This window comes from Kitasatospora sp. NPDC056273 (genome assembly GCF_042268845.1).
GTDB lineage: Bacteria > Actinomycetota > Actinomycetes > Streptomycetales > Streptomycetaceae > Kitasatospora.
Genome location: NZ_JBHJSJ010000016.1, coordinates 1 through 23,114, shown reverse-complemented (window position 1 = coordinate 23,114; position 23,114 = coordinate 1). Strand labels below are relative to the sequence as shown.

Annotated in this window: 20 protein-coding genes and 3 tRNA genes; 14 read left to right on the top strand and 9 right to left on the bottom strand. The window is 71.4% G+C overall.

The genetic code is table 11. The features are described 5' to 3' along the window. Positions 1 to 143 precede the first annotated feature (143 nt). From ACFCY1_RS16815 to rpmH, 9 genes are all read right to left on the bottom strand, one after another. Positions 144 to 758: a GNAT family N-acetyltransferase gene (locus ACFCY1_RS16815; protein WP_049655856.1), complete on the bottom strand. Its 615-nt coding sequence runs from the start codon at positions 756 to 758 to the stop codon at positions 144 to 146. A gap of 132 nt (positions 759 to 890) precedes the next feature. Further along, the gene (locus ACFCY1_RS16810) at positions 891 to 1,931 is read right to left on the bottom strand and encodes a ParB/RepB/Spo0J family partition protein (RefSeq protein ID WP_074001897.1); all 1,041 of its coding nucleotides are present in this window, start codon (positions 1,929 to 1,931) and stop codon (positions 891 to 893) included. Continuing rightward, positions 1,928 to 2,899 carry a ParA family protein gene (locus ACFCY1_RS16805; protein WP_234348544.1) on the bottom strand — a complete coding sequence of 324 codons (972 nt, stop codon included), beginning with the start codon at positions 2,897 to 2,899 and terminating at the stop codon, positions 1,928 to 1,930. The genes ACFCY1_RS16810 and ACFCY1_RS16805 overlap by 4 nt, the downstream gene beginning before the upstream one ends. 247 nt (positions 2,900 to 3,146) lie before the next feature. Then, positions 3,147 to 3,965, bottom strand: coding sequence for a 16S rRNA (guanine(527)-N(7))-methyltransferase RsmG (gene rsmG, locus ACFCY1_RS16800; RefSeq protein ID WP_079271995.1), 819 nt, complete (start codon positions 3,963 to 3,965; stop codon positions 3,147 to 3,149). Positions 3,966 to 4,124: 159 nt separating this feature from the next. Beyond that, positions 4,125 to 4,655, bottom strand: coding sequence for a R3H domain-containing nucleic acid-binding protein (locus tag ACFCY1_RS16795; protein ID WP_049655854.1), 531 nt, complete (start codon positions 4,653 to 4,655; stop codon positions 4,125 to 4,127). An 82-nt stretch (positions 4,656 to 4,737) separates the two neighbouring features. Beyond that, complete coding sequence (gene yidC / locus ACFCY1_RS16790) at positions 4,738 to 5,910, bottom strand: membrane protein insertase YidC (protein ID WP_375875035.1); 1,173 nt, start codon at positions 5,908 to 5,910, stop codon at positions 4,738 to 4,740. Further along, on the bottom strand, positions 5,907 to 6,278 hold the full coding sequence (gene yidD / locus ACFCY1_RS16785) for a membrane protein insertion efficiency factor YidD (RefSeq protein WP_049655851.1): 372 nt from the start codon (positions 6,276 to 6,278) through the stop codon (positions 5,907 to 5,909). The genes yidC and yidD overlap by 4 nt, the downstream gene beginning before the upstream one ends. Beyond that, positions 6,275 to 6,703, bottom strand: coding sequence for a ribonuclease P protein component (gene rnpA, locus ACFCY1_RS16780; RefSeq protein ID WP_049655849.1), 429 nt, complete (start codon positions 6,701 to 6,703; stop codon positions 6,275 to 6,277). The genes yidD and rnpA overlap by 4 nt, the downstream gene beginning before the upstream one ends. 18 nt (positions 6,704 to 6,721) lie before the next feature. Further along, positions 6,722 to 6,859 carry a 50S ribosomal protein L34 gene (gene rpmH, locus ACFCY1_RS16775; protein WP_030305394.1) on the bottom strand — a complete coding sequence of 46 codons (138 nt, stop codon included), beginning with the start codon at positions 6,857 to 6,859 and terminating at the stop codon, positions 6,722 to 6,724. Positions 6,860 to 7,212: 353 nt separating this feature from the next. On the opposite strand from rpmH, the gene dnaA reads away from it, so the two are divergent. The 14 genes from dnaA (at position 7,213) to ACFCY1_RS16705 (ending at position 23,074) form a co-directional block, all read left to right on the top strand. Then, the gene (dnaA, locus tag ACFCY1_RS16770; RefSeq protein ID WP_074001899.1) at positions 7,213 to 9,069 is read left to right on the top strand and encodes a chromosomal replication initiator protein DnaA; all 1,857 of its coding nucleotides are present in this window, start codon (positions 7,213 to 7,215) and stop codon (positions 9,067 to 9,069) included. A 952-nt stretch (positions 9,070 to 10,021) separates the two neighbouring features. Beyond that, a complete protein-coding gene (gene dnaN, locus ACFCY1_RS16765; protein WP_074001900.1) occupies positions 10,022 to 11,152 on the top strand; it encodes a DNA polymerase III subunit beta in 1,131 nt (376 codons plus the stop codon). Between the two features lie 170 nt (positions 11,153 to 11,322). Continuing rightward, positions 11,323 to 12,198: a phosphogluconate dehydrogenase (NAD(+)-dependent, decarboxylating) gene (gene gnd, locus ACFCY1_RS16760; RefSeq protein ID WP_049654622.1), complete on the top strand. Its 876-nt coding sequence runs from the start codon at positions 11,323 to 11,325 to the stop codon at positions 12,196 to 12,198. A gap of 41 nt (positions 12,199 to 12,239) precedes the next feature. Continuing rightward, positions 12,240 to 13,373, top strand: coding sequence for a DNA replication/repair protein RecF (recF, locus tag ACFCY1_RS16755; RefSeq protein ID WP_049654621.1), 1,134 nt, complete (start codon positions 12,240 to 12,242; stop codon positions 13,371 to 13,373). Positions 13,374 to 13,566: 193 nt separating this feature from the next. After that, positions 13,567 to 14,106, top strand: a complete 540-nt coding sequence (locus tag ACFCY1_RS16750; protein WP_049654619.1) for a DUF721 domain-containing protein — start codon at positions 13,567 to 13,569, stop codon at positions 14,104 to 14,106. A gap of 259 nt (positions 14,107 to 14,365) precedes the next feature. Beyond that, positions 14,366 to 16,390, top strand: coding sequence for a DNA topoisomerase (ATP-hydrolyzing) subunit B (gyrB, locus tag ACFCY1_RS16745; RefSeq protein WP_369808323.1), 2,025 nt, complete (start codon positions 14,366 to 14,368; stop codon positions 16,388 to 16,390). Between the two features lie 56 nt (positions 16,391 to 16,446). Then, entirely contained in the window at positions 16,447 to 19,056 is a 2,610-nt protein-coding gene (gene gyrA / locus ACFCY1_RS16740) for a DNA gyrase subunit A (RefSeq protein WP_049654618.1), read from the top strand. A 150-nt stretch (positions 19,057 to 19,206) separates the two neighbouring features. Next, complete coding sequence (locus tag ACFCY1_RS16735) at positions 19,207 to 19,962, top strand: DUF3566 domain-containing protein (RefSeq protein ID WP_074002160.1); 756 nt, start codon at positions 19,207 to 19,209, stop codon at positions 19,960 to 19,962. A gap of 260 nt (positions 19,963 to 20,222) precedes the next feature. Further along, a complete protein-coding gene (locus ACFCY1_RS16730; protein ID WP_375875034.1) occupies positions 20,223 to 21,617 on the top strand; it encodes a class I SAM-dependent methyltransferase in 1,395 nt (464 codons plus the stop codon). 16 nt (positions 21,618 to 21,633) lie between these two features. Then, positions 21,634 to 21,710, top strand: a tRNA-Ile gene (locus ACFCY1_RS16725). A 102-nt stretch (positions 21,711 to 21,812) separates the two neighbouring features. After that, positions 21,813 to 21,886 (top strand) — tRNA-Ile (locus ACFCY1_RS16720). Positions 21,887 to 22,052: 166 nt separating this feature from the next. Beyond that, positions 22,053 to 22,427 carry a DUF6191 domain-containing protein gene (locus ACFCY1_RS16715; protein WP_375875033.1) on the top strand — a complete coding sequence of 125 codons (375 nt, stop codon included), beginning with the start codon at positions 22,053 to 22,055 and terminating at the stop codon, positions 22,425 to 22,427. Positions 22,428 to 22,686: 259 nt separating this feature from the next. Further along, the gene (locus tag ACFCY1_RS16710; RefSeq protein ID WP_014137031.1) at positions 22,687 to 22,815 is read left to right on the top strand and encodes a DLW-39 family protein; all 129 of its coding nucleotides are present in this window, start codon (positions 22,687 to 22,689) and stop codon (positions 22,813 to 22,815) included. Between the two features lie 186 nt (positions 22,816 to 23,001). Next, positions 23,002 to 23,074: transfer RNA gene (locus tag ACFCY1_RS16705), tRNA-Ala, on the top strand. Positions 23,075 to 23,114 lie beyond the last annotated feature (40 nt).

Below are 23,114 nucleotides of genomic sequence, written 5' to 3'. Positions count from 1 at the left end.
GGGCCCGTCCGATGGCCGGGCTGCTGCGCGTGTGGGCCGACTTCATCTTGGTCTTCGGGTCGCCGACCGCGGGGCGGGGGGGCTCCCCTGGGGGGGAGCCCCGCCTCCGTCGTTCCCGGCCCCGCGAAGGGCGTCTCCGGGCCCTAGAAGGGCAGCACCGGCTCCTTGCGCCCGCCGCCCAGCAGCCGCTCCAGCGCCCCCTCCACGTCGCCCCGCCAGGAGAGCGTGGTCCGCGCCTCCAGCCGCAGCCGCGGGTAGCGCGAGTGCGGGCGGACGGTCCTGAAGCCGACCGCGAGCAGGTGGTCGGCCGGCAGCACGCAACTGGTCGGCGCCCGCCCGGAGGAGCCGAAGGCCTCGATCGCCCGCACCCCGCGCCCGATCAGGTCCTTGGCCACGGTCTGCACCAGCACCCGGCCGATCCCCTGGCGCTGGTAGCCCGGCAGCACCCGGCTGACCATCAGCTGGACGGCGTCGGGCGAGACCGGGCTGGTCGGGAAGGACTGCGAGCGGGGGACGTAGGCGGGCGGCGCGTACAGTACGAACCCGGCGGGCCGGTCGTCCACGTAGACGATCCGGCCGCAGGAGCCCCACTCCAGCAGCACCGTGGAGATCCACCCCTCCTTCTCCAGCTCCGGCTTGCCCGACTCCACCGCTTCCTTCGCACTGACCGGGTCCAGCTCCCAGAACACGCAGGAGCGGCAGCCGGCCGGCAGGTCCCCGAGGTTGTCCAGCGTCAGCGGAACGATCCGCCGTCCCATGGCCGCACCTCCTCCTCCCTCTCACGGTCGAGCATTCCCCCACGAACGCCGATGGGTGCATGTTTCACGTGAAACAGCGCTCACGTGGAACACGCACCCATCGGGTCGTCGCCCTCGGCCGGCCGGGCCGGCTCAGCCCTGCGACAGCCGCAGACCGTCCTCCCCCGGGGCCATGCTGTCCAGGATCCGGTTCAGGTCCTCGACCGAGCCGAACTCCAGCACCACCTTGCCCTTGCCCAGCCTGCCGCCGCGCTGCGACACCTCGACCTTGACCCGGGTGTCGAAGCGGTCGGACAGCCGGCTCGCCAGGTCGTTGAAGGCCGGGGAGTTCAGCTTGCCCGCCTTCGGCGCCTGGCGCCTGGGCTGCTCCGGCTCCTCCGAGCGCATCAGCACGACGAGCTCCTCGACGTTGCGCACCGTGAGGCCCTCGGCGATCACCCGCGCGGCCAGCCGCTCCTGCTGCTCCGGGTCCGACAGGCCGAGCAGCGCCCGGGCGTGCCCGGCCATCAGCGTCCCGGCCACCAGCCGGGTCTGGACGGAGGGCGGGAGCTTCATCAGCCGCAGGGTGTTGGAGACGTGCGTCCGCGAGCGGCCGATCCGATCGGCCAGCTCCTCGTGGGTGCAGGAGAAGTCCCGCAGCAGCTGGTCGTAGGCGGCGGCCTCCTCCACCGGGTTCAGCTCGGCGCGGTGCAGGTTCTCCAGGAGGGCGTCCAGCAGCAGCTTGTCGTCCTCGGTGGCCCGGACGATCGCCGGGATCCGCTCCAGCCCGGCCTCCCGGGAGGCGCGCCAGCGGCGCTCGCCCATGATCAGCTCGAAGCTGTCCACGCCGACCTGGCGGACCACGATCGGCTGGAGCAGACCGACCTCCTTGATGGAGGTGACCAGCTCGGCCAGCTTGTCCTCGTCGAAGACCTCACGCGGCTGGCGCGGATTGGGGGTGATCGCGTCCAGCGGCAGCTCGGCGAAGTACGCGCCGGCCGGCTGCGCCTGCTCGGCCCGCTTCTCGGCGGCCGCCCTGGCCGCCACCGTGCCGCGGACACTCGGCAGCGGCGTCACCGGGGCCGGTGCGGGCACGGCTGCCGCAGTCTTCGCCTCCACCCCGCCGTCCACCGGCGCGGCGGGGCGGATCAGCGCCTCCAGCCCTCGACCCAGACCAACCCTGCGAGCACTCACTGATGACCCTCCGTCGTACCGTGCTGTGCCACCGGGGCGCCGTGCCCCTGCTGGCCGTCCCGCTGCTGACCCACCAGCGAGCCGCCCGGGCCCACCGCACGCTGCGCGAGCTCGCGGGCGGCCTCCAGGTAGGAGAGCGCCCCGGTCGACCCCGGGTCGTAGGTGAGCACCGTCTGCCCGTAACTGGGCGCCTCCGAGATGCGCACCGACCGCGGGATCGCCGTGCTCAGCACCTCTTGGTGGAAGTGGGTCCGGACCTCCTCGGCGACCTGGGCGGCCAGCCTCGTCCGGGCGTCGTACATGGTGAGCAGGATGGTCGACACGTGCAGTGCGGGGTTGAGGTGCGCGCGCACCAGCTCGACGTTGCGCAGCAGCTGGCCGAGGCCCTCCAACGCGTAGTACTCGCACTGGATCGGGATCATCACCTCCTGGCCGGCGACCATGGCGTTGACCGTCAACAGGCCCAGCGAGGGCGGACAGTCGATCAGGATGTAGTCGAGCGGCTGCTCGTAGGCGGTGATGGCGCGCTGGAGCCGGCTCTCCCGGGCCACCAGGGAGACCAGCTCGATCTCGGCGCCGGCCAGGTCGATGGTGGCGGGGACGCAGAACAGCCCCTCGACGTCGTGCACCGGCTGCACCACGTCGGCCAGCGGCTTGCCCTCCACCAGGACGTCGTAGATGGACGGCACCTCGGCGTGGTGGTCGATGCCGAGCGCCGTGGAGGCGTTGCCCTGCGGGTCGAGGTCGACGACCAGGACGCGCAGGCCGTGCATGGCGAGGGAGGCGGCCATGTTCACGGTGGTGGTGGTCTTGCCCACCCCACCCTTCTGGTTGGCGACCACGATCACCCGGGTGGCGGCCGGCCGGGGCAGTCCCTCACCCGCTCGGCCGATCGCCCGGACCGCGGCCTGGGCGGCCCGCGCGATGGGCGTGTCATCGATCTGGTCGACGGTCTCCGAGTCCTGCATGGGGGTCAGTGTTTCACGTGAAACCGGAGCGGCAACAGTCGCCGCCCGGTCACGGCGGAGGATGCCCGAGAGCAAGGAGCGACGTTTCACGGGAAACACCATGCCCGCTATGCCGGAAATCTGACGTTGCGACACTCCGGTGTCCAGCCGTCGACCCCACCGACACCTGAACGACGACGGGCGGACGTTCCCCCCTCGCAGGAGGACCGTCCGCCCGTGCTCGTCAGGTGCCCGATGTCACGCCCGATCAGCGTCCGCGGCGCCGTCCGCCCCGGCCGCGCTCGCCGTTCCGGACGCTCGCGGTGCGGCCCGCCCGGGCCGCCTTGGCGCGCCGGGTGGCCGCCTTCACCCCGCCGGGGCTCTCCCCCGCCTTCACCTGGACCACCCGGGTCGAGGTCTCCAGGGTGCCCTCGCCGACGGCGATGACGCTCCACTCGACCGCACCCAGCTTGGCCAGCCCGGCCCGCGAGTCGGCCAGCTCCTGCTCCGCGCTGTCCCCCTTGAGCGCCAGCATCTGCCCGTGCGGGCGCAGCAGCGGCATGCCCCAGCCGGCCAGCCGCTCCAGCGGCGCCACCGCCCGGGCGGTCACCACGTCCACCGCGAGCTTGCCGACCATCTCCTCGGCGCGGCCGCGCAGCACCGTGACGTTGTCCAGCCCCAGCTCCCGGACGACCTCCTCCAGGAAGGTGGTCCGGCGCAGCAGCGGCTCCAGCAGCGTCACCGAGACGTCCGGACGGGCCAGCGCCACCGGGATGCCCGGCAGGCCGGCCCCGGAGCCGACGTCGCACAGGGTGATGCCGGAGGGCAGCAGCTCGGCCAGCACCGCGCAGTTCAGCACGTGGCGGTCCCAGAGCCGGGGCACCTCGCGGGGCCCGATCAGCCCGCGCTGCACGCCCGCGGTGGCCAGCAGCTCGGTGTAGCGGACCGCGGCGTCGTAGCGCTCCCCGAAGACCTCCCGGGCGGCAGCCGGTGCCTCGCCAGGGTGCTCCAGCTCGGTGGCCGGCCCCTCAGCGGCCGGGTCCACGTCCGCCCCCGGCCGGCCGGCAGCCGCGTTCTCCGTGTCCATCTCGACCTCTCCGATCCCCGGATCCACCGACCCGCTCAACGCACTGTTTCACGTGAAACATCCCAGAAGGGACGACGACCCCGCCCGCACGAGGCGGACGGGGTCGCGTCCGGTGAAGCTCTCCGGCCGCCGCGGCGGCCGGTCGTCGACCTGTCGGCCTCAGACCGGCAGCACGACCACGAACCGCTGGGGCTCTTCGCCCTCGGACTCGCTGCGCAGGCCGGCCGCGGCGACCGCGTCGTGGACGACCTTGCGCTCGAAGGGAGTCATCGGCCGCAGCTTGACCTGCTCGCCACTGCTCTTGGCCTGCTCGGCGGCCTGGGCGCCGAGCACCGCCAGCTCCTCGCGCTTGCGGGCCCGGAAGCCGGCAATGTCCAGCATGAGGCGGCTGCGCTCGCCGGTCTCCCGGTGGACAGCCAACCGGGTCAGCTCCTGGAGGGCCTCCAGCACCTCGCCGTCCTGGCCGACCAGGCGCTGCAGCGCACGGTCGTTGCCGTCGCTGACGATGGAGACCAGGGCGCGGTCGCCCTCGACGTCCATGTCGATGTCACCGTCGAGGTCCGCGATGTCGAGCAGACCCTCCAGGTAGTCCGCCGCGATGTCGCCCTCCTGCTCCAGGCGGGAGATGAGGCTCTCGTCGGCGCTGGCGGCGGCCTCGGCCTCGACGGCGGAGGTGGTGCCTTCCGTCACTGATGGACTCCTTCGGAGATGGGCCCGTCTGTCGGGCCGGGGACGAAGCTCTTCGCGGCGGTCACAACGGGCTCGGGACCGGTCAGGACTTCTTCTTCGGCCGCTGGCCGCCACCGCGCTTCGGCTGCTGCCGGGTGCCCTGCTTGGTACCGGCGGGCTTCGCCGCGGCCTGCTTGGCGGCCGCCGGCTTGGCACCGGAGTCGGACGGCACGCTGTCGGACGGAGCCGTGTCGGCGGCTTCCTCCGCCTGGCTGTTCTTGTCCGGCTCGCCGGTCGGCTGTCCGACACCGGCCTGCTGGCGCTGGGCCTTGCTCTGCCGACGGGGCTGCTGGCGGCGCACCTGCACCGACTCCTCGACCACCGCGGCGGCGCTGGCCGCCTCGCTGACGGCCGCCTTGGACGGGGGCAGCATGCCCCAGAGCGCGCCCTTGATCTCCGTACCGTCCGGACGCAGCCGGCCGGCCTTCTTCAGACGGGCCTGACGCTCCTCGAAGGCCTTGCTGCCCGGGGTCGGGTTGTTGTGGATCACGACCAGCTGCTGGCCCATCGACCAGACGTTGGTGGTCAGCCAGTAGACCAGGACACCGACCGGGAAGTTGATGCCCATCACGGCGAACATGATCGGGAAGACGTACATCAGCATCTTCTGCTGCTGCATGAACGGCGTCTTCACCGAGAGGTCGACGTTCTTGGTCATCAGCTGGCGCTGGGTGACGAACTGCGACAGCGACATCAGGATGATCATCACGGCGGTGACGATCTTGACGCTGGTCTCGGGGCTGCCCACGAAGGTCGCGGAGAGCGGGGCACCGAAGATGTGCGCCTTGCCGGCGCTCACCAGCAGGTCACCGTGGATGACGCCGATGTCCTGGCCCTTGGCGACCTTGGCGAGCACCCCGTAGAGCGCGGTGAAGAACGGCGCCTGCACGATGATGGGAAGGCAGCTGGAGAACGGGTTGGTACCCGCCTCCTTGTACAGCTTCATCATCTCTTCGGACTGGCGCTGCCGGTCGTTCTTGTAGCGCTCCTGGATGGCCTTCATCTTCGGCTGGATCGCCTGCATGGCCCGGGTCGCCTTGATCTGCTTCACGAAGAGCGGGATCAGGCAGATCCGGATGACGACCACCATCGAGGCGATGGCGAGACCCCAGGCCCAGCCACCGTCCGGGTTGAAGATGTGGCTGTACAGCGAGTGGAACTGGACGATGATCCAGGACACCGCTGTGTACAGGGGATTCAGGAAGGAGAAGGTCACCGGTCAGGCTCCTTGGACAGGTGGATTGGCCGCACGGGGCCAATGGTCGCCGGGCCCTCGGGGTCCGGACCGGCGGGGGTGGCGGTCACCGGGTCTCCGGTGGCGGACCGGCTCTTCAGCCAGTCTCGCAACCGCCGGTGCCACACCGGATGCTTGCGCGGCGGGACATGATCGACCCCACCGGGCGTCCACGGATTGCAGCGCAGGATGCGCCACACGGTCAGCCCGCCGCCCTTGACCGCTCCGTGCACCTTCACGGCCTCGTAGCCGTAGTGCGAGCAGGAGGGGTAGTAACGGCAGACCGGACCGAGCAGTGGGCTGATGGTCCACTGGTAGACCCTGATCAGACCCATCAGCAGGTACTTCATCGACCTGCTCCCGTCGGCGCCGTGGCGGCGGGCTCCGTCCTCAGCAACCGCTTCAGTGCCGCGTCCAGGTCACGTTCGAGGTCCTGGTACGAGGCGGTCGCGGCCTGGGGCAGCGCACGCACCACTATCAGGCTACCGGCGGGCAGCCTGGAGAGACGATCACGAACGAGATGGCGCAACCGGCGCTTGACCAGGTTGCGAACGACCGCCGGGCCAACGGCCTTGCTCACGACGAAACCCGCACGCGCCGAAGGAGTCCCCTCGGCGACGTGCGGGCGGGAGTCGCTGGTCCGGTCGGTCTGCCCCTGCGGGTCACCGTCTCTGCTGAGATGGACGACCAGAAGGGGCCGGCCGGCCCGGCGACCGCGTTTCACCGCGGTCGCGAAGTCCTGGCGCCGCCGCAGCCGATTCTCGGAGGGCAGCACAACAGACTCTGGCGCGGATCAGGCGGACAGGCTGCTGCGGCCCTTGCCACGGCGGGCGGCCAGGATGGCGCGGCCGGCGCGGGTACGCATACGCAGCCGGAAGCCGTGGGTCTTCGCGCGACGACGGTTGTTCGGCTGGAAGGTGCGCTTGCTCACTCGGGGGCTCCTGAGGTGAATCGTAGGATGACGGGGAATCGCTTGGCCGTCACCGTGCGTCCGCGTGATCTCCCCTGATTCGGAAATCCGGCCCATCGCCCCAGTTCGGCTGGGGTTTGAGGCAATCCACGGCGCCCGTGCTGCGCGCCTTATGGAGCGGGTGGACCCGCGGACATGCGGCAGCGGCCATCGACAACTCGACCTGGTTACGGTACGCGGGACGGGGCACGGGGGTCAAACCAGCCGTCTCTCGCCCGTCTTACCCACAGCCTGTGGACAACGACTTGATCCGTCCCTGTTCGCTGACTACCGTTGCAGAACTTGTCTGGTTTGTTCTTGGAAAGCGTGCACCAGTGGCTGATGTCAACAGCGACCTCGTCCCGGTCTGGGCCAGGGTCGTCGAGCGGCTGGTCGCCGACCCCGATGTCGGGGAGATGGACAAACAGTGGGTGCAGCGCACCCAGCCGATGTGGATGATGCACGACACCGCCCTGCTGGCGACCCCGAACGAGCGGGCCAAGCAGGTGCTGGAGGGCCGGCTGCTGCCGCAGCTGACCGAGGCCCTCAGCCGTGAGCTCAGCCGCCCGGTCCGGATCGCCGTGATGGTCGACGCCAACGCGGTGCCGACCACCCCCGCGCCCGCCCCCCAGGCCCCCGCCGAGCCCTACCCGGGCCCGGCCGAGGACGACACCCCCGGCTACGGCGGCCAGGGCTACCAGCAGCCGTACGAGCACGGCCAGCCCTACGAGCAGCCGCAGCCGTACGAGCAGGGCCAGGGGTACGAGCAGGACTACGAGCGCCCCCGCTACGACACCGGCGGCTACGAGCAGCGCCAGGCCCCGTACGGCGGCCCCGGCGGCGGGCCCGGCTGGCAGGGCTACCAGGAGCAGCCGCCCGGCTACCGCGACGCGGAGGAGCCCGCGTCCCGTCCGGCGCCGCGGCCCGTCCCCGGCCCGCCCGCGACCACCCAGGGCGACCTCTTCGGCGGCGCCTACGGCCCCGGCCCGAACGAGCAGCCCCGCACCGGCGCCGGCCGTCGGGCCGGCGGCTCCCGTCCCACCGGCGGCCGCCCGGCCGAGAAGGCCGCCCCGGAGCGCTCCGCCGAGCGTCCCGGCGTCCCCGGCGTGCCCGCCCCGCCCGGCGCTCCCCCGGCCGGCGGCTCCCGCAAGGACGAGCCGGCCGCCCGGCTGAACCCCAAGTACCTGTTCGACACCTTCGTCATCGGCGCCAGCAACCGCTTCGCGCACGCGGCGGCGGTGGCGGTCGCCGAGGCCCCGGCCAAGGCGTACAACCCGCTCTTCATCTACGGCGAGTCCGGGCTGGGCAAGACCCACCTGCTGCACGCCATCGGGCACTACTCGCGCAGTCTCTTCCCGGGCACCCGGGTGCGCTACGTGTCCTCGGAGGAGTTCACCAACGAGTTCATCAACTCGATCCGGGACGGCAAGGCGGACACCTTCCGCCGCCGCTACCGGGACATGGACATCCTGCTCGTGGACGACATCCAGTTCCTCGCGAGCAAGGAGTCCACGCAGGAGGAGTTCTTCCACACCTTCAACACCCTGCACAACGCGAACAAGCAGATCGTCCTCTCCTCGGACCGGCCGCCCAAGCTGCTGACCACGCTGGAGGACCGGCTGCGCAACCGCTTCGAGTGGGGTCTGATCACCGACGTCACCCCGCCGGAGCTGGAGACCCGGATCGCGATCCTGCGCAAGAAGGCGATCCAGGAGCAACTCAACGCCCCCGCCGACGTGTTGGAGTTCATCGCCTCCCGGATCACCCGCAACATCCGGGAGTTGGAGGGCGCGCTGATCCGGGTGACCGCCTTCGCCAACCTCAACCGGGCCCCGGTGGACCTGGAGTTGGCCGGGATCGTCCTCAAGGACCTGATCCCGGGCGGGGACGAGGACGCCGGCCCGGAGATCACCGCGCAGGTCATCATGCAGCAGACCGCCGCCTACTTCGGCCTGGGCGTGGACGACCTCTGCGGGTCCTCGCGCAGCCGGGTGCTGGTGACGGCCCGGCAGATCGCGATGTACCTCTGCCGCGAGCTCACCGACCTCTCGCTGCCGAAGATCGGCGCGCAGTTCGGCGGCCGCGACCACACCACGGTGATGCACGCGGACCGCAAGATCCGCTCGCTGATGGCCGAGCGGCGCTCGATCTACAACCAGGTCACCGAACTCACCAACCGCATCAAGAGCTAGCCGGAGCAGGCACGGCGGGCCCGGGTCCGAAGACGGGCCCCCAAGGGCGTCAGGAGCGAATCCTGACGCCCTTTCTCGTGTCCACAGGTGTGCGTCGCGCGCCGGCTGGGCAGGGATGCCCTCGACGGACGGTCCGCCAGTCCGCAGCCCGCGCCGAACAACTGACCGGTGATTCGAAACCCGGGGGCGCGCAAGGCCGTTGTCCACAGGACGGGCCCCTCCGCAGCCGTCCACAGGGTGGGGAGTGCGGAGTTATCCAGAATTCGTCCACAGGCCCGTCGCCGCTACGCTCTTCCGCGCAGGTCAGGTGCCTGTGGACTTGTGCACAACGGTTATCCACAGGGTGTGGACAATTGACGGGTCCACAGTGGGCCATCCGGGTTATCCACCGGTTGTCCCCAGGGGAGGGCCGGTTATCCCCAGGTTGTCCACAGCGGCGTCCACAGTTCGACAACCGTGGGCTGGCGTTCATACCCTGGTGTGAAAGGCGTCACGTAAAGTTGACCGGCGCCCGTGGATAACCGGGCCCGGATCTGGGGACAGCCCTGGGGATAACCTGTGGATACCCTGCGTGCCCTGTGGGTAACGCTCGGCTGTCCACAGCGCGGCCTGCCCGTCCACAGCCGCCGTCCACACCCGCTGTGGACAAAATTCGGGCTCTGACCTGCGGAAACAGGGTTATCCACGGTTTCCACAGGCCCTACTACTACCACTACACATTTAGACCCCGGACTTGCTTTCAAAGTGGGTGGGCCCCGAATCTGTGGACAACCGGGCCCCGACAACAGTTCGGGTCGCTTCCGCCCGTCTGCCCCGTCTGTCGGCGGAGTACGTCAGACTGTCCTTGCGACTGGAAGCGGAGTGACCGAGCTCGGTGGACAGCCGAACCGACGATCAAGATCAGACGAACCAGAGTGCGAGCGGGAGCGCTCGATCCAGGAGGCGGTTACCGGTGAAGTTCCGGGTGGAGCGTGACGTCCTCGCGGAGGCGGTGGCCTGGGCTGCCCGCAGCCTCCCGGCACGGCCGCCGGTGCCGGTGCTGGCCGGCCTGCTGCTGACCGCGCAGGAGGGCAGCCTGGCGCTGTCCGGCTTCGACTACGAGGTCTCGGCCCGGGTCGAGCTGGAGGCGGACGTCGAGGAGGCCGGCACCGTCCTGGTCTCCGGCCGGCTGCTGAACGACATCTCCCGCAACCTCCCCAACCGGCCGGTGGAGATCTCCACCGACGGCCAGCGGGTCAGCGTGGTCTGCGGCAGCTCCCGGTTCACCCTCCCCACCCTCCCGGTGGACGAGTACCCGGCGCTGCCCCAGATGCCGACCGCCACCGGCACCGTCTCCGGGGACGTCTTCGCCTCGGCCGTCAGCCAGGCCGCGGTCGCCGCCGGCCGGGACGACACCCTCCCGGTGCTCACCGGTGTCCGGGTCGAGATCGAGGGCGACCGGATCACCCTGGCCGCCACCGACCGCTACCGCTTCGCCGTCCGCGAGCTGCTGTGGAAGCCCGAGCAGTCGGACATCTCCGCCGTCGCGCTGGTCCCCGCCAAGACCCTCCAGGACATCGCCAAGTCCCTGGGCAGCGGCGACAACGTCTCCATCGCGCTCTCCTCGGGCGGCGCGGGCGAGGGCCTGATCGGCTTCGAGGGCGCCGGCCGCCGGACGACCACCCGGCTGCTGGAGGGCGAGTTCCCCAAGTTCCGCAGCCTCTTCCCGACCGAGTTCAACGCGATCGCCGCGATCCAGACCCAGCCCTTCCTGGAGGCGCTCAAGCGCGTCTCGCTGGTCGCCGAGCGCAACACCCCGGTCCGCCTCAACTTCGAGGAGGGCGTGCTGACGCTGGAGGCCGGTTCGGGCGACGACGCCCAGGCCACCGAGCGGATCGAGGCCTCCCTGGAGGGCGACGCCATCTCGATCGCGTTCAACCCGGGCTACCTGGAGGAGGGCCTCAAGGCCATCGACTCCCCCTTCGCCCAGCTCAGCTTCACCACCCCGACCAAGCCCGCGCTGCTCAGCGGCAAGGTCTCGGTGGACGCCGAGGAGGACAAGGCCTACCAGTACCTGATCATGCCGGTCCGCCTCTCCGGCTGATCCCGCCCGTCCTTCGTCCACAGGCTGTGCACACCCGCTGTGCACAGCCTGTGGCCGTCTCCCCCGGCCGGCCCCGACCGCAGCCGGGCGGGGCCGCTCCAGCGCGTAGGCTCAAGGAGTGCGGCAACGGCGCCGCCGGCAGGCACGTCACCACAGGTAAGGACTTGGTCATGGAGCTCGGCCTCATCGGTCTCGGCAAGATGGGCGGCAACATGCGCGAGCGGATCCGCCGCGCCGGCCACACCGTCATCGGCTACGACCGCAACCCTGACATCTCCGACGTCGAGAGCCTCCAGGAGCTCGTCAGCAAGCTCCAGGGCCCGCGCGTGGTCTGGGTCATGGTCCCGGCGGGCGCCGCCACCCAGGCGACCGTCGACGAGCTCGCCGAGCTGCTCTCCCCCGGCGACGTGGTGGTCGACGGCGGCAACTCCCGCTGGACCGACGACGTCAAGCACGCCGAGGCGCTGGCCGCCAAGGGCATCGGCTTCGTGGACTGCGGCGTCTCCGGCGGCGTCTGGGGCCTGGAGAACGGCTACGCGCTGATGTACGGCGGCGACGCCGAGCACGTCGCGAAGGCCCAGCCGGTCTTCGACGCCCTCAAGCCCGAGGGCGAGTTCGGCTCGGTGCACGCGGGCGCGGTGGGCGCCGGCCACTTCGCCAAGATGGTCCACAACGGCATCGAGTACGCGATGATGCAGGCCTTCGCCGAAGGCTGGGAGCTGCTGGAGGCCGCCCCCGAGGTCACCGACGTGCGCGACGTCTTCCGCAGCTGGCAGGAGGGCACCGTCATCCGCTCCTGGCTGCTGGACCTGGCCGTCCGCGCCCTGGACGAGGACGAGCACCTGGACAAGCTGCGCGGCTGGGCCGCCGACTCCGGCGAGGGCCGCTGGACCGTCGAGGCCGCGATCGACCACGCCGTGCCGCTGCCGGCGATCACCGCCTCGCTGTTCGCCCGCTTCGCCTCCCGCCAGGAGGACTCGCCGCAGATGAAGATGATCGCCGCGCTGCGCAACCAGTTCGGCGGCCACGCGGTCGAGTCCAAGTAACCAGCAGGTCCTCCCCAAGAAGGCGGGCGCAGTCCACAGCCATGCACGTCGCGCACCTGTCGCTCGCCGACTTCCGGTCGTACGCCCGGGCCGAGGTTCCCCTCGACCCGGGCGTGACCGCCTTCGTGGGGCCCAACGGCCAGGGCAAGACCAACCTGGTCGAGGCGATCGGCTACGTGGCCACCCTGGGCAGCCACCGGGTCGCCACCGACGCCCCGCTGATCCGGCTGGGCGCCGAGCGGGCGGTGGTCCGCACCTCGGTGGTGGACCGCGGCCGGTCCACCCTGATCGAGCTGGAGCTCACCCCGGGCAAGGCCAACCGGGCCCGGATCAACCGCTCCGACAACGTCCGCCCGCGGGATGTCCTGGGCCTGCTGCGCACCGTGCTGTTCGCCCCCGAGGACCTCAGCCTGGTCAAGGGCGACCCGGGTGAGCGGCGGCGCTTCCTGGACGAGCTGCTGACCGCCCGGGCACCCCGGCTGGCCGGGGTGCGGCAGGACTACGAGCGGGTGCTCAAGCAGCGCAACGCCCTGCTGAAGACCGCCGCGATGGCCCGCCGGGCCGGCGGCGGCAAGGGCGCCGACCTGTCCACCCTGGAGGTCTGGGACGGCCATCTGGCCCGCGCCGGCGCCGAGTTGACGGCCTTCCGGATCCAGCTGGTGGCCGCCCTGCAGCCCCTGGTGGCGGCCGCGTACGGGCAGCTGGCCCCCGGCGGCGGCGAGACCGCCCTGGAGTACCGCAGCTCCTTCGAGGGCGAGCTGCCGACCAGTCGCGAGCAGGCCGAGGAGCAGCTGCTGAACGCGCTGCAGGCGGTCCGCAAGCAGGAGGTCGAGCGCGGTGTCACCCTGGTCGGCCCGCACCGCGACGAGCTGGGGCTCAAGCTCGGCCCGCTGCCCGCCAAGGGCTACGCCAGCCACGGCGAGTCCTGGTCGTTCGCGCTGGCGCTGCGGCTGGCCTCGTACGAGCTGCTGCGCGCCGACGGCGGCGAGCCGGTGCTGATCCTGGACGACGTGTTCGCCGAGCTGGACGCCGCCCGCCGGGACCGGCTGGCCGAGCTGGTGGCCGGCGGCGAGCAGGTGCTGGTGACCGCGGCGGTCGCCGAGGACGTGCCGAAGGCGCTGGCCGGCGCCCGGTTCGCGGTCTCCGACGGCGCGGTGCGCCGGGTCGACGCCTGACCGCGCCCCCGCGTCCGCACCGCTGCACACCCCTCCACCCGCACCACCACACCGCCGTCACCGGACCGCGACCGCTTCCGCGCACCGCGCGCCCCCGCCCCGGCCCGAGGGGCCCGGCGGCTCCCGTAGGCTGGACGGCTCGGCGGGCGCGCGACCGCGACCGTTGTCCACAGGCTGGGGAAAGGAGATCGCCGTGAGCGAGCCGGCGGAGCACTCCCCCGAGCCAGGTGCCCCGGCGCCGACCGGTGCCGACCTCGCCCGCTCCGCGCTGCGCGCGGCCCGGGCCCAGGCCCGTCAGCGCGGCGAGCAGGTCCGGGAGAAGCGCGAGGCGAAGCGGCACGGCCTGCGCAGCGGCGCCCGCTCGGACGGCCGCGACCCGGTCCCGCTGGGCGCGGCGCTCAACCGGCTGCTGACCGAGCGCGGCTGGGAGTCCTCGGCCGCCGTCGGCGGGGTGATGGGCCGCTGGCCGCAGATCGTCGGCCCGGACATCGCCGCGCACTGCCACCCCTCCTCCTACGACGAGGCCGCCGCGGTGCTCACCGTGCAGTGCGACTCCACCGCCTGGGCCACCCAACTACGCTGGCTGGCACGGCAGTTGGTGGCCCGTCTGAACCACGAGCTGGGCCACGGGACGGTCCGGACCATCAAGGTGCTCGGCCCCGCGGCGCCCGCCCGCGGCTACGGCCGGCTGCGCGCGCCCGGGAGCAAGGGGCCGGGCGACACCTGGGGCTGACCGGGACCTCGGACGGCCGGCGGGGGCGCGGATCGGATGGCGATCTTCCGGAACCCCTGACAGCCCTTCCAGGCGCCCTGGGCCCCCCGGGCGAGTATCGGGACATGTCCCGAGGGGATTCAGGGCGGCATATCTGCCCTCAAGGGCTGCCAAACGCCCATCTCTGTCAGTCGTACCGGTAGACTGAAAGCCAAACACTGTTGCTAGTGGCAACCGAGTCGAAACGCTGTGGTCGCACGCCCGCCCGTACGGGGTGGGCATGCGACCCGTGCTGTGCCAGAGAGGGCGCTTCGTGGCCGATTCCGGCAACCCCAGCCAGACCCCAGACCAGTCCGAGCAGGCTTCCTACACCGGTAGCAACATCCAGGTGCTGGAAGGCCTCGACGCCGTCCGCAAGCGCCCCGGCATGTACATCGGTTCGACGGGCGAGCGCGGCCTGCACCACCTGGTGCAGGAGGTCGTGGACAACTCCGTCGACGAGGCGATGGCCGGGCACGCCGACACCATCGACGTCACGATCATGGCCGACGGCGCCATCCGCTGCGTCGACAACGGCCGCGGCATCCCGGTGGACATCGTCCCCGGCCAGGACAAGCCCGCCGTCGAGGTCGTGCTCACCGTCCTGCACGCCGGCGGCAAGTTCGGCGGCGGCGGCTACGCCGTCTCCGGCGGTCTGCACGGCGTGGGCGTCTCCGTGGTGAACGCGCTGTCCACCCGGCTCTCGGTGGAGATCCACCGGGACGGCCACATCTGGACCCAGGACTACAAGATGGGCGCGCCGACCGCCCCCCTGGTCAAGGGCGCGGAGACCGACCGCACCGGCACCACGGTGACCTTCTGGGCCGACGGCGACATCTTCGAGACCACCGTCTACTCCTTCGAGACGCTCTCCCGGCGCTTCCAGGAGATGGCCTTCCTCAACAAGGGCCTGTCGATCTCGCTGACCGACGAGCGCCCCGAGCACGCGGACGAGGAGGGCAAGCCGCTCACCGTCACGTACAAGTACGACGGCGGCATCGCCGACTTCGTCGCCCACCTCAACTCCCGCAAGGGCGAGGTCGTCCACCCCTCGGTGATCGACTTCGAGGCGGAGGACAAGGACAAGGCGATCTCGGTGGAGATCGCGATGCAGTGGAACTCCTCCTACACCGAGGGGGTCTACAGCTTCGCCAACACCATCCACACCCACGGCGGCGGCACCCACGAGGAGGGCTTCCGCGCCGCGCTGACCGGCCTGGTCAACCGCTACGCGCGGGACAAGAAGCTGCTCCGCGAGAAGGACGACAACCTCTCCGGCGAGGACATCCGCGAGGGTCTGACCGCGATCATCTCGGTCAAGCTCGGCGAGCCCCAGTTCGAGGGCCAGACCAAGGACAAGCTCGGCAACACCGAGGCCAAGACCTTCGTCCAGAAGGTCGTCCACGAGCACCTCAACGACTGGCTGGACCGCAACCCCAACGAGGCCGCGGACATCATCCGCAAGTCCATCCAGGCCGCCACCGCGCGCGTCGCCGCCCGCAAGGCCCGCGACCTGACCCGCCGCAAGGGCCTGCTGGAGTCCGCCTCGCTGCCGGGCAAGCTCTCGGACTGCCAGTCCAAGGACCCGTCCGAGTGCGAGATCTTCATCGTCGAGGGTGACTCCGCCGGCGGCTCGGCCAAGCAGGGCCGCGACCCGCGCACCCAGGCCATCCTGCCGATCCGCGGCAAGATCCTGAACGTCGAGAAGGCCCGGATCGACAAGGTCCTCCAGAACACCGAGGTCCAGGCGCTCATCTCGGCCTTCGGCTGCGGCATCCAGGAGGACTACGACGAGTCCAAGCTGCGGTACCACAAGATCGTCCTGATGGCCGACGCCGACGTCGACGGACAGCACATCCGCACCCTGCTGCTCACCCTGCTGTTCCGCTTCATGCGGCCGCTGGTCGAGTCCGGGTACGTCTACCTCGCCATGCCGCCGCTGTACAAGATCAAGTGGGGCAAGGACGACTTCGAGTACGCCTACTCCGACCGCGAGCGCGACGCGCTGATCGCGGCCGGGGTGGAGGCCGGGCGCCGGCTGCCCAAGGACGACGCGATCCAGCGCTTCAAGGGTCTCGGCGAGATGAACGCCGAGGAGCTCCGGGTCACCACCATGGACGCCGAGCACCGCCTGCTGCTCCAGGTCACCCTGGAGGACGCCGCCCGTGCCGACGAGCTGTTCTCCGTGCTGATGGGCGAGGACGTCGAGGCGCGCCGCTCCTTCATCCAGCGCAACGCCAAGGACGTTCGCTTCCTGGACGTGTGACGCCTGCACCGCAGGCCCCGCACGTTCCAGTCCGCGTGAAAGGAAACTGACCACCAGTGGTCGACGACAACCGTCCCGAAGGCGAACAGCCCGAGACCCCCGCAGCCGAGGGCACCGCCCAGGTGACCATGCGGATCGAGCCGGTCGAGCTCGAGACCGAGATGCAGCGCTCCTACCTCGACTACGCGATGAGCGTGATCGTCAGCCGGGCGCTCCCCGAGGTCCGCGACGGCCTCAAGCCGGTGCACCGCCGCGTGCTCTACGCGATGTACGACGGCGGGTACCGGCCCGAGAAGGGCTACTACAAGTGCGCCCGCGTCGTCGGCGACGTCATGGGCAACTACCACCCGCACGGTGACACCTCGATCTACGACACCGTGGTCCGCCTGGCCCAGCCGTGGTCGCTGCGGATGCCGCTGGTGGACGGCAACGGCAACTTCGGCTCCCCGGGCAACGACCCGGCGGCGGCGATGCGCTACACCGAGTGCAAGCTGATGCCGCTGGCCATGGAGATGATGCGCGACATCGACGAGGAGACCGTCGACTTCGCGCCCAACTACGACGGCCGCTCGCAGGAGCCGACCGTCCTGCCCGCGCGCATCCCCAACCTGCTGGTCAACGGTGCCACCGGCATCGCGGTCGGCATGGCCACCAACATCCCGCCGCACAACCTCCGCGAGGTCGCCTCCGGCGCGCTCTGGTACCTGGAGAACCCGGAGGCCTCCGCCGAGGAGCTGCTGGACGCCCTGGTCGAGCGGATCAAGGGCCCCGACTTCCCGACCGGCGCGCTGATCGTCGGCCGCCGCGGCATCGACGACTACTACCGCACCGGCCGCGGCTCGGTCACCATGCGGGCCGTGGTCGAGGTCGAGGAGATCCAGGGCCGCCAGTGCCTGGTGATCACCGAGCTGCCGTACCAGGTCAACCCGGACAACCTCGCGCTGAAGATCGCCGACCTGGTCAAGGACGGCAAGATCGCCGGCATCGCCGACGTCCGGGACGAGTCCTCGTCCCGCACCGGCACCCGCCTGGTGGTCGTGCTCAAGCGCGACGCGGTCGCCAAGGTCGTGCTGAACAACCTGTACAAGCACACCGAGCTGCAGACCAACTTCGGCGCCAACATGCTGGCCCTGGTCGACGGCGTGCCGCGCACGCTGTCGCTCGACGCCTTCATCCGGCACTGGGTCAACCACCAGGTCGAGGTCATCGTCCGGCGCACCACCTTCCGGCTGCGCAAGGCCGAGGAGCGCGCGCACATCCTGCGCGCCCTGCTGAAGGCCCTGGACCTGATCGACGAGGTCATCGCGCTGATCCGGGCCTCGGCCAGCGCCGATGCCGCCCGCACCGGCCTGATGGGCCTGCTCGACATCGACGAGCTCCAGGCCAACGCGATCCTGGAGATGCAGCTGCGCCGACTGGCCGCCCTCGAGCGCCAGCGGATCATGGACGAGCACGACGAGCTCCAGCGCAAGATCGACGAGTACAACGCGATCCTGGCCTCGCCGGTCCGCCAGCGGGAGATCATCTCCGAGGAGCTCACCGCGATCGTCGACAAGTACGGCGACGAGCGGCGCTCCACCCTCATCCCCTCCGACGGCGACCTCTCCATCGAGGACCTCATCGCCGAGGAGGACATCGTCGTCACGATCACCCGTGGCGGCTACGTCAAGCGGACCCGCTCCGACCTCTACCGCTCGCAGAAGCGCGGCGGCAAGGGCGTGCGCGGTGCCCAGCTGAAGCAGGACGACATCGTCGACCACTTCTTCGTGACGACGACCCACAACTGGATCCTGTTCTTCACCAACAAGGGCCGGGTCTACCGCGCCAAGGGCTACGAGCTGCCGGACGCCGGGCGCGACGCCCGCGGCCAGCACGTCGCCAACCTGCTGGCCTTCCAGCCGGACGAGCACATCGCCCAGGTGATGGCCGTGCGGACGTACGAGGACAAGCCGTACCTGGTCCTCGCCACCCGGGCCGGCCTGGTGAAGAAGTCCGCGCTCAAGGACTACGACTCGCCGCGCTCCGGCGGCCTGATCGCGATCAACCTGCGCCAGGACGAGGAGGGCCAGGACGACGAGCTGATCGGCGCCGAGCTGGTCTCCGCCGAGGACGACCTGCTGCTGGTCTCCAAGAAGGCCCAGTCGATCCGCTTCACCGCGACCGACGACGCCCTGCGCCCGACCGGCCGCGCCACCTCCGGCGTCAAGGGCATGGCCTTCCGCGAGGACGACGAACTGCTCTCGATGAACGTCGTCCGTCCGGGCACCTACGTCTTCACCGCCACGGACGGCGGCTACGCCAAGCGCACCGGGGTGGACGAGTACCGTGTCCAGGGACGCGGCGGCTACGGCACCAAGGCGGCGAAGATCGTCGAGGGCCGGGGCTCGCTGGTCGGTGCGCTCGTGGTCGACGAATCCGACGAGATCATGGCGATCACCCTCTCGGGTGGGGTGATCCGCACGAGGGTTTCCGAGGTTCGTGAAACCGGACGTGACACCATGGGCGTCCAACTGATCAACCTCGGAAAGCGCGACGCGGTCGTGGGCATGGCCCGCAACGCGGAGGCCGAGGACGAGGAGACGGCGGAGGACGAGGTGGCGGGTACCGAGTCCACCGAGACGGCCGAGGGAGCGGAGACGGCGGTCGACGGAGACGTCGAGGCCTGAACCGAACCGCAGACCGGTGCCGCCGCGTCCAGAGTATGGATGCGGCGGCACCGGACGCCGACCAGTTCCGGGCAATCCCGCCGGGCGCTGGATGACGAGTGACGAAGCAGGGCGGCGCCGCCGTCCTGGTGGGAAGTGCGGGAGGACCAGGTGAGTGGAGCCACGGGTGCTGCGGGAGGAACCTCCGGCGGCCGTCCGGGCGCGCAGGGCGGGGGTGCGTACGGCGTTCCGCAGCCGCCGACCGAGCACTCGGCCGCGTCCACCTCGCTGATGCCGCCGGCCGGTGGAGCGGGCCAGAGCGGTGCGACCTACGGGGGGCAGACGCCCGCGCCGCCGAGCGGCCAGGCCGGCTTCTCGCAGCCGACCACGTACGCCAAGGGGCAGCCGACCCCGGCCCGGGGCACCCGGAGCCCGGGCCACACCCCGGCGGGCGGGACCCCGGTCGGGGCGACCCCGGCCGGCGGCACCCCCACCGGGGCGGCGCGCCGCCCCGCCGGTGCCCCCGCGGCCGCGACCGGCGGGGCCGGCCTCGGCCGGACCCGCAAGGCCCGGCTGCGGGTGACCAAGGTGGACCCGTGGTCGGTGATGAAGGTCAGCTTCCTGCTGTCGCTGGCCGTCGGCATCATCATCATCGTGGCCGCGGCCGTGCTGTGGATGACGCTGGACTCGCTCGGCGTCTTCGACTCGCTGACCAAGACCCTCAAGGACGTCACCGGCTCGGACAGCAGCGGCGGCCTCAACCTGATGGACTACGTCGGCTTCGGCAAGGTGATGACCTTCACCACGCTGATCGCCGTGGTCGACGTCGTCCTGCTGACCGCCCTGTCCACGCTCTCCGCGTTCATCTACAACGCGGCGGCCGGCTTTACCGGCGGCGTCGAGCTCACCCTGGCCGAGGAGGACTGATCCCGGCCTGATCCTGACGCTCGCTCAGCTCCCCGTCCACGGACGGAATGCACGGGCCCCAACCGCTGTTGCAGCGGGTGGGGCCCGTCGGCATTTCGGGTGACAGCCGGCCGCCCGCGGCGTGCCACCCGGAAACCGGGCGGCCGCGGTGGGACAAGCTGGGTGCCGCCCGTCCCGCGCCTGGGAGTGCCGCAGGCCGCCCCCGGTCCGCCCGACCGGGTCAGCTGAGGTTCCGCAGGACGACTGGACGGAGGCGCGCGGTGGCGAAGCTCGCAGGTCAACTGGTCGAAGCCCTCGAAGGGCTGTTGGGGGTCCCGGTACCGCTGCGGGTACAGGCCTGGGACGGCAGCACCGCCGGGCCGCCGGGCGCGCCCACCGTGGTCCTGCGCAACCGCCGGGCGCTGCGCCGGCTGGTCTGGCAGCCGGGCGAGCTGGGCCTGGCCCGGGCCTACGTCGCGGGGGACCTGGAACTCGCCCCCGGCACCGACCTGTACGAGACGCTCTCCGCCGTCGCCCGCTTCGCCGAGCGGCCGGAGGTCCGCACCCTGGCCCTCGGGCCGCGCGAGGCGCTCGGCCCCAAGGGCCGCCGGGTGCTCGCCGCCGCGCTGCGGGCCGGGGCGGTCGGCCTCGAGCCCGAGCCGCCCCGCGAGGAGGTCCGCAGGGCCCCCGGGCGGCTGCACAGCCGCAGCCGCGACCGCGCGGCCATCAGCCACCACTACGACGTCGGGAACGACTTCTACCGGATCGTGCTGGGCTCCTCGATGGTCTACTCGTGCGCCTACTGGGCGCCCGAGGCGAAGAGCCTGGAGGCGGCCCAGGAGGCCAAGCTCGACCTGATCTGCCGCAAGCTCGGCCTGCGCCCCGGGATGCGCCTGCTGGACGTCGGCTGCGGCTGGGGCTCGCTGCTGCTGCACGCGGCGAAGCACTACGGGGTCACCGCGGTCGGCGTCTCCATCTCCACGGAGCAGGTCGCGCTGGCCCGCGCCCGGGTCGAGGAGGCCGGGCTGTCCGAACGGGTCGAGGTCCGGCTCCAGGACTACCGGGAGATCACCGACGGGCCCTTCGACGCGATCTCCAGCGTCGGGATGGCCGAGCACGTCGGCTCCGAGCAGTACCGGGTCTACGCCGAGGGCCTGTACCGGCTGCTGGTGCCCGGCGGCCGGCTGCTCAACCACCAGATCGCCCGCCGCCCCGACATCCCCGGGGTGCCGCACCGCACCAGCCCCTTCATCGACCGCTACGTCTTCCCGGACGGCGAGCTCTCCCCCGTCGGGTCCACGGTGGCCCGGCTGGAGGAGGCCGGCTTCGAGGTCCGGGACGTCGAGTCGTTGCGCGAGCACTACGGGCTGACCCTGCGCGAGTGGGTGGCCAACCTGGAGGCGCACTGGACGGAGGCGGTCCGGCTGGTCGGCCGCGGCCGGGCCCGGGTCTGGCGGCTGTACATGGCGGCCTCCGCGCTCGCCTTCGAGCAGAACCGGATCGGGATCAATCAGGTCCTCGCCGTCCGCAGCACCGAGGAGGGCGCGGCGGGCCTGCCGCCGACCCGCGAGGAGTGGCTGCTGCGCCCCTCCGTGGGTGCGCCGCAGCTGGTCGCGGGGGGTGCCGCCGCAGCCCCGGCCGACCCGGATTTGGGAGATCGGCCGTCGGTCCGCTAATCTTTCAGTGCGGCAAGGGCCTATAGCTCAGACGGTTAGAGCGCTTCCCTGATAAGGAAGAGGCCACAGGTTCAAGTCCTGTTAGGCCCACCACCGCGAAGGGCCCGGAGTGATCCACTCCGGGCCCTTCGACAGTTCTTGAGATCGGGCGGGGCCGTGGATCGGCCGGCATCCGGTACGATCTCTCATCGGTGAGGGCCTATAGCTCAGACGGTTAGAGCGCTTCCCTGATAAGGAAGAGGCCACAGGTTCAAGTCCTGTTAGGCCCACCTCCCCGAAGGGCCCGGAGTGATCCACTCCGGGCCCTTCGACGTTTCCCGCCGCGTGCCCGCCGCGTGCCCGCCGCGTGCCCGCCGCATTCCCGCCGCCGGACCGGGAACCGCGCGCCCCTCCCGACGGTTCTCGGGGGAGGGACGGTGGAGGGTTGGTGACGGCATGGCGGTGTTCTGGGCGATGAGCATCCCCGGACTGGTCTGCGCCCTGGTGGTGCTGGCCGCGCTCGATCAACTGGCACTGCGGGCGCGCCGCGCCCGCTGGGTGCCCTGGCGGGGGACGGGCCGGGAGGGGCAGATCTCGGCCACCGGGTTCGAGCAGCTGCACGCGCAGTTCGCCGCGGGCAAGCAGCACGAGCTGGACGAACGTCGCAGCACTCTGATGCTGCGGGACGAGGAGGGCGAGGGGGCGCCGCCGCGGACCAGGGTGGACCTGGCGAACGGCACCGCCGTGGTGGTGGCGCCGGGCCGCCCGGCGGACGGGACGGCGGGCGGGACGGCGGGCGGACCCGCGGACGGCTCGGCGGGCCGGGTCTGATCCGCGGGCGCGCGGGACGGGCCGGGCACGGTCGGACCGCCCGCCAGGAGGTGCGGCGTCAATCCTGGGACCGGACCGCCGGGTTGGCCGCACCGGTGGCTGGTCACGATTGGGACACCGGTGTGTATCATCGGCCGCAAGGGCAGTCTGGCACCCGGCCGCCCGTTCGCGCTCGAAACACAACTGGACTCGTCGGCCCGGTCAGTCCGGCCGGATCCGGCTCTTGAGTCCACCAACGCAAGAAGGACGAGGTCCCGCGGTGAAGAAGCTTCTCCTGGTCGCCCTGGTCGCCCTCGGCGGCTTCTTTGTCTACCGTCAGGTCCAGGCGGACCGCGCCGAGCAGGACCTGTGGACCGAGGCCACCGACCCGGTCCCGGCCGGTCGCTGAGCCCCCGGCGATCTGACGATCGACGAACTCCGGAGGCGCCCGTCGGCGCCTCCCGGGCCGGCCGGCCCGGTCGACGAACCGGACCGGCCGACCCCTTGGAACGGCACCGTTCCGGGGGGACGGCGCTGGGAATCGCGCCGGAAACCGGTACGCTAGTGCCCGTTGGCACGCGCGCGGTGCCGTCGAGGGGCATTAGCTCAGTTGGTAGAGCGCTGCCTTTGCAAGGCAGATGTCAGGAGTTCGAGTCTCCTATGCTCCACAGCCCACAGCAGTAGCCGATCGGCCGCCGACCAGGATCC

Coding starts and splice junctions, on each gene's coding strand:
- ACFCY1_RS16815 (WP_049655856.1), bottom strand. CDS start 758: ATGGGACGGCGGATCGTTCCGCTGACGCTGGACAACCTCGGGGACCTG.
- ACFCY1_RS16805 (WP_234348544.1), bottom strand. CDS start 2,899: ATGCAGGACTCGGAGACCGTCGACCAGATCGATGACACGCCCATCGCG.
- rsmG (WP_079271995.1), bottom strand. CDS start 3,965: ATGGACACGGAGAACGCGGCTGCCGGCCGGCCGGGGGCGGACGTGGAC.
- yidD (WP_049655851.1), bottom strand. CDS start 6,278: ATGAAGTACCTGCTGATGGGTCTGATCAGGGTCTACCAGTGGACCATC.
- gnd (WP_049654622.1), top strand. CDS start 11,323: ATGGAGCTCGGCCTCATCGGTCTCGGCAAGATGGGCGGCAACATGCGC.
- recF (WP_049654621.1), top strand. CDS start 12,240: ATGCACGTCGCGCACCTGTCGCTCGCCGACTTCCGGTCGTACGCCCGG.
- gyrB (WP_369808323.1), top strand. CDS start 14,366: ATGCGACCCGTGCTGTGCCAGAGAGGGCGCTTCGTGGCCGATTCCGGC.
- ACFCY1_RS16715 (WP_375875033.1), top strand. CDS start 22,053: ATGGCGGTGTTCTGGGCGATGAGCATCCCCGGACTGGTCTGCGCCCTG.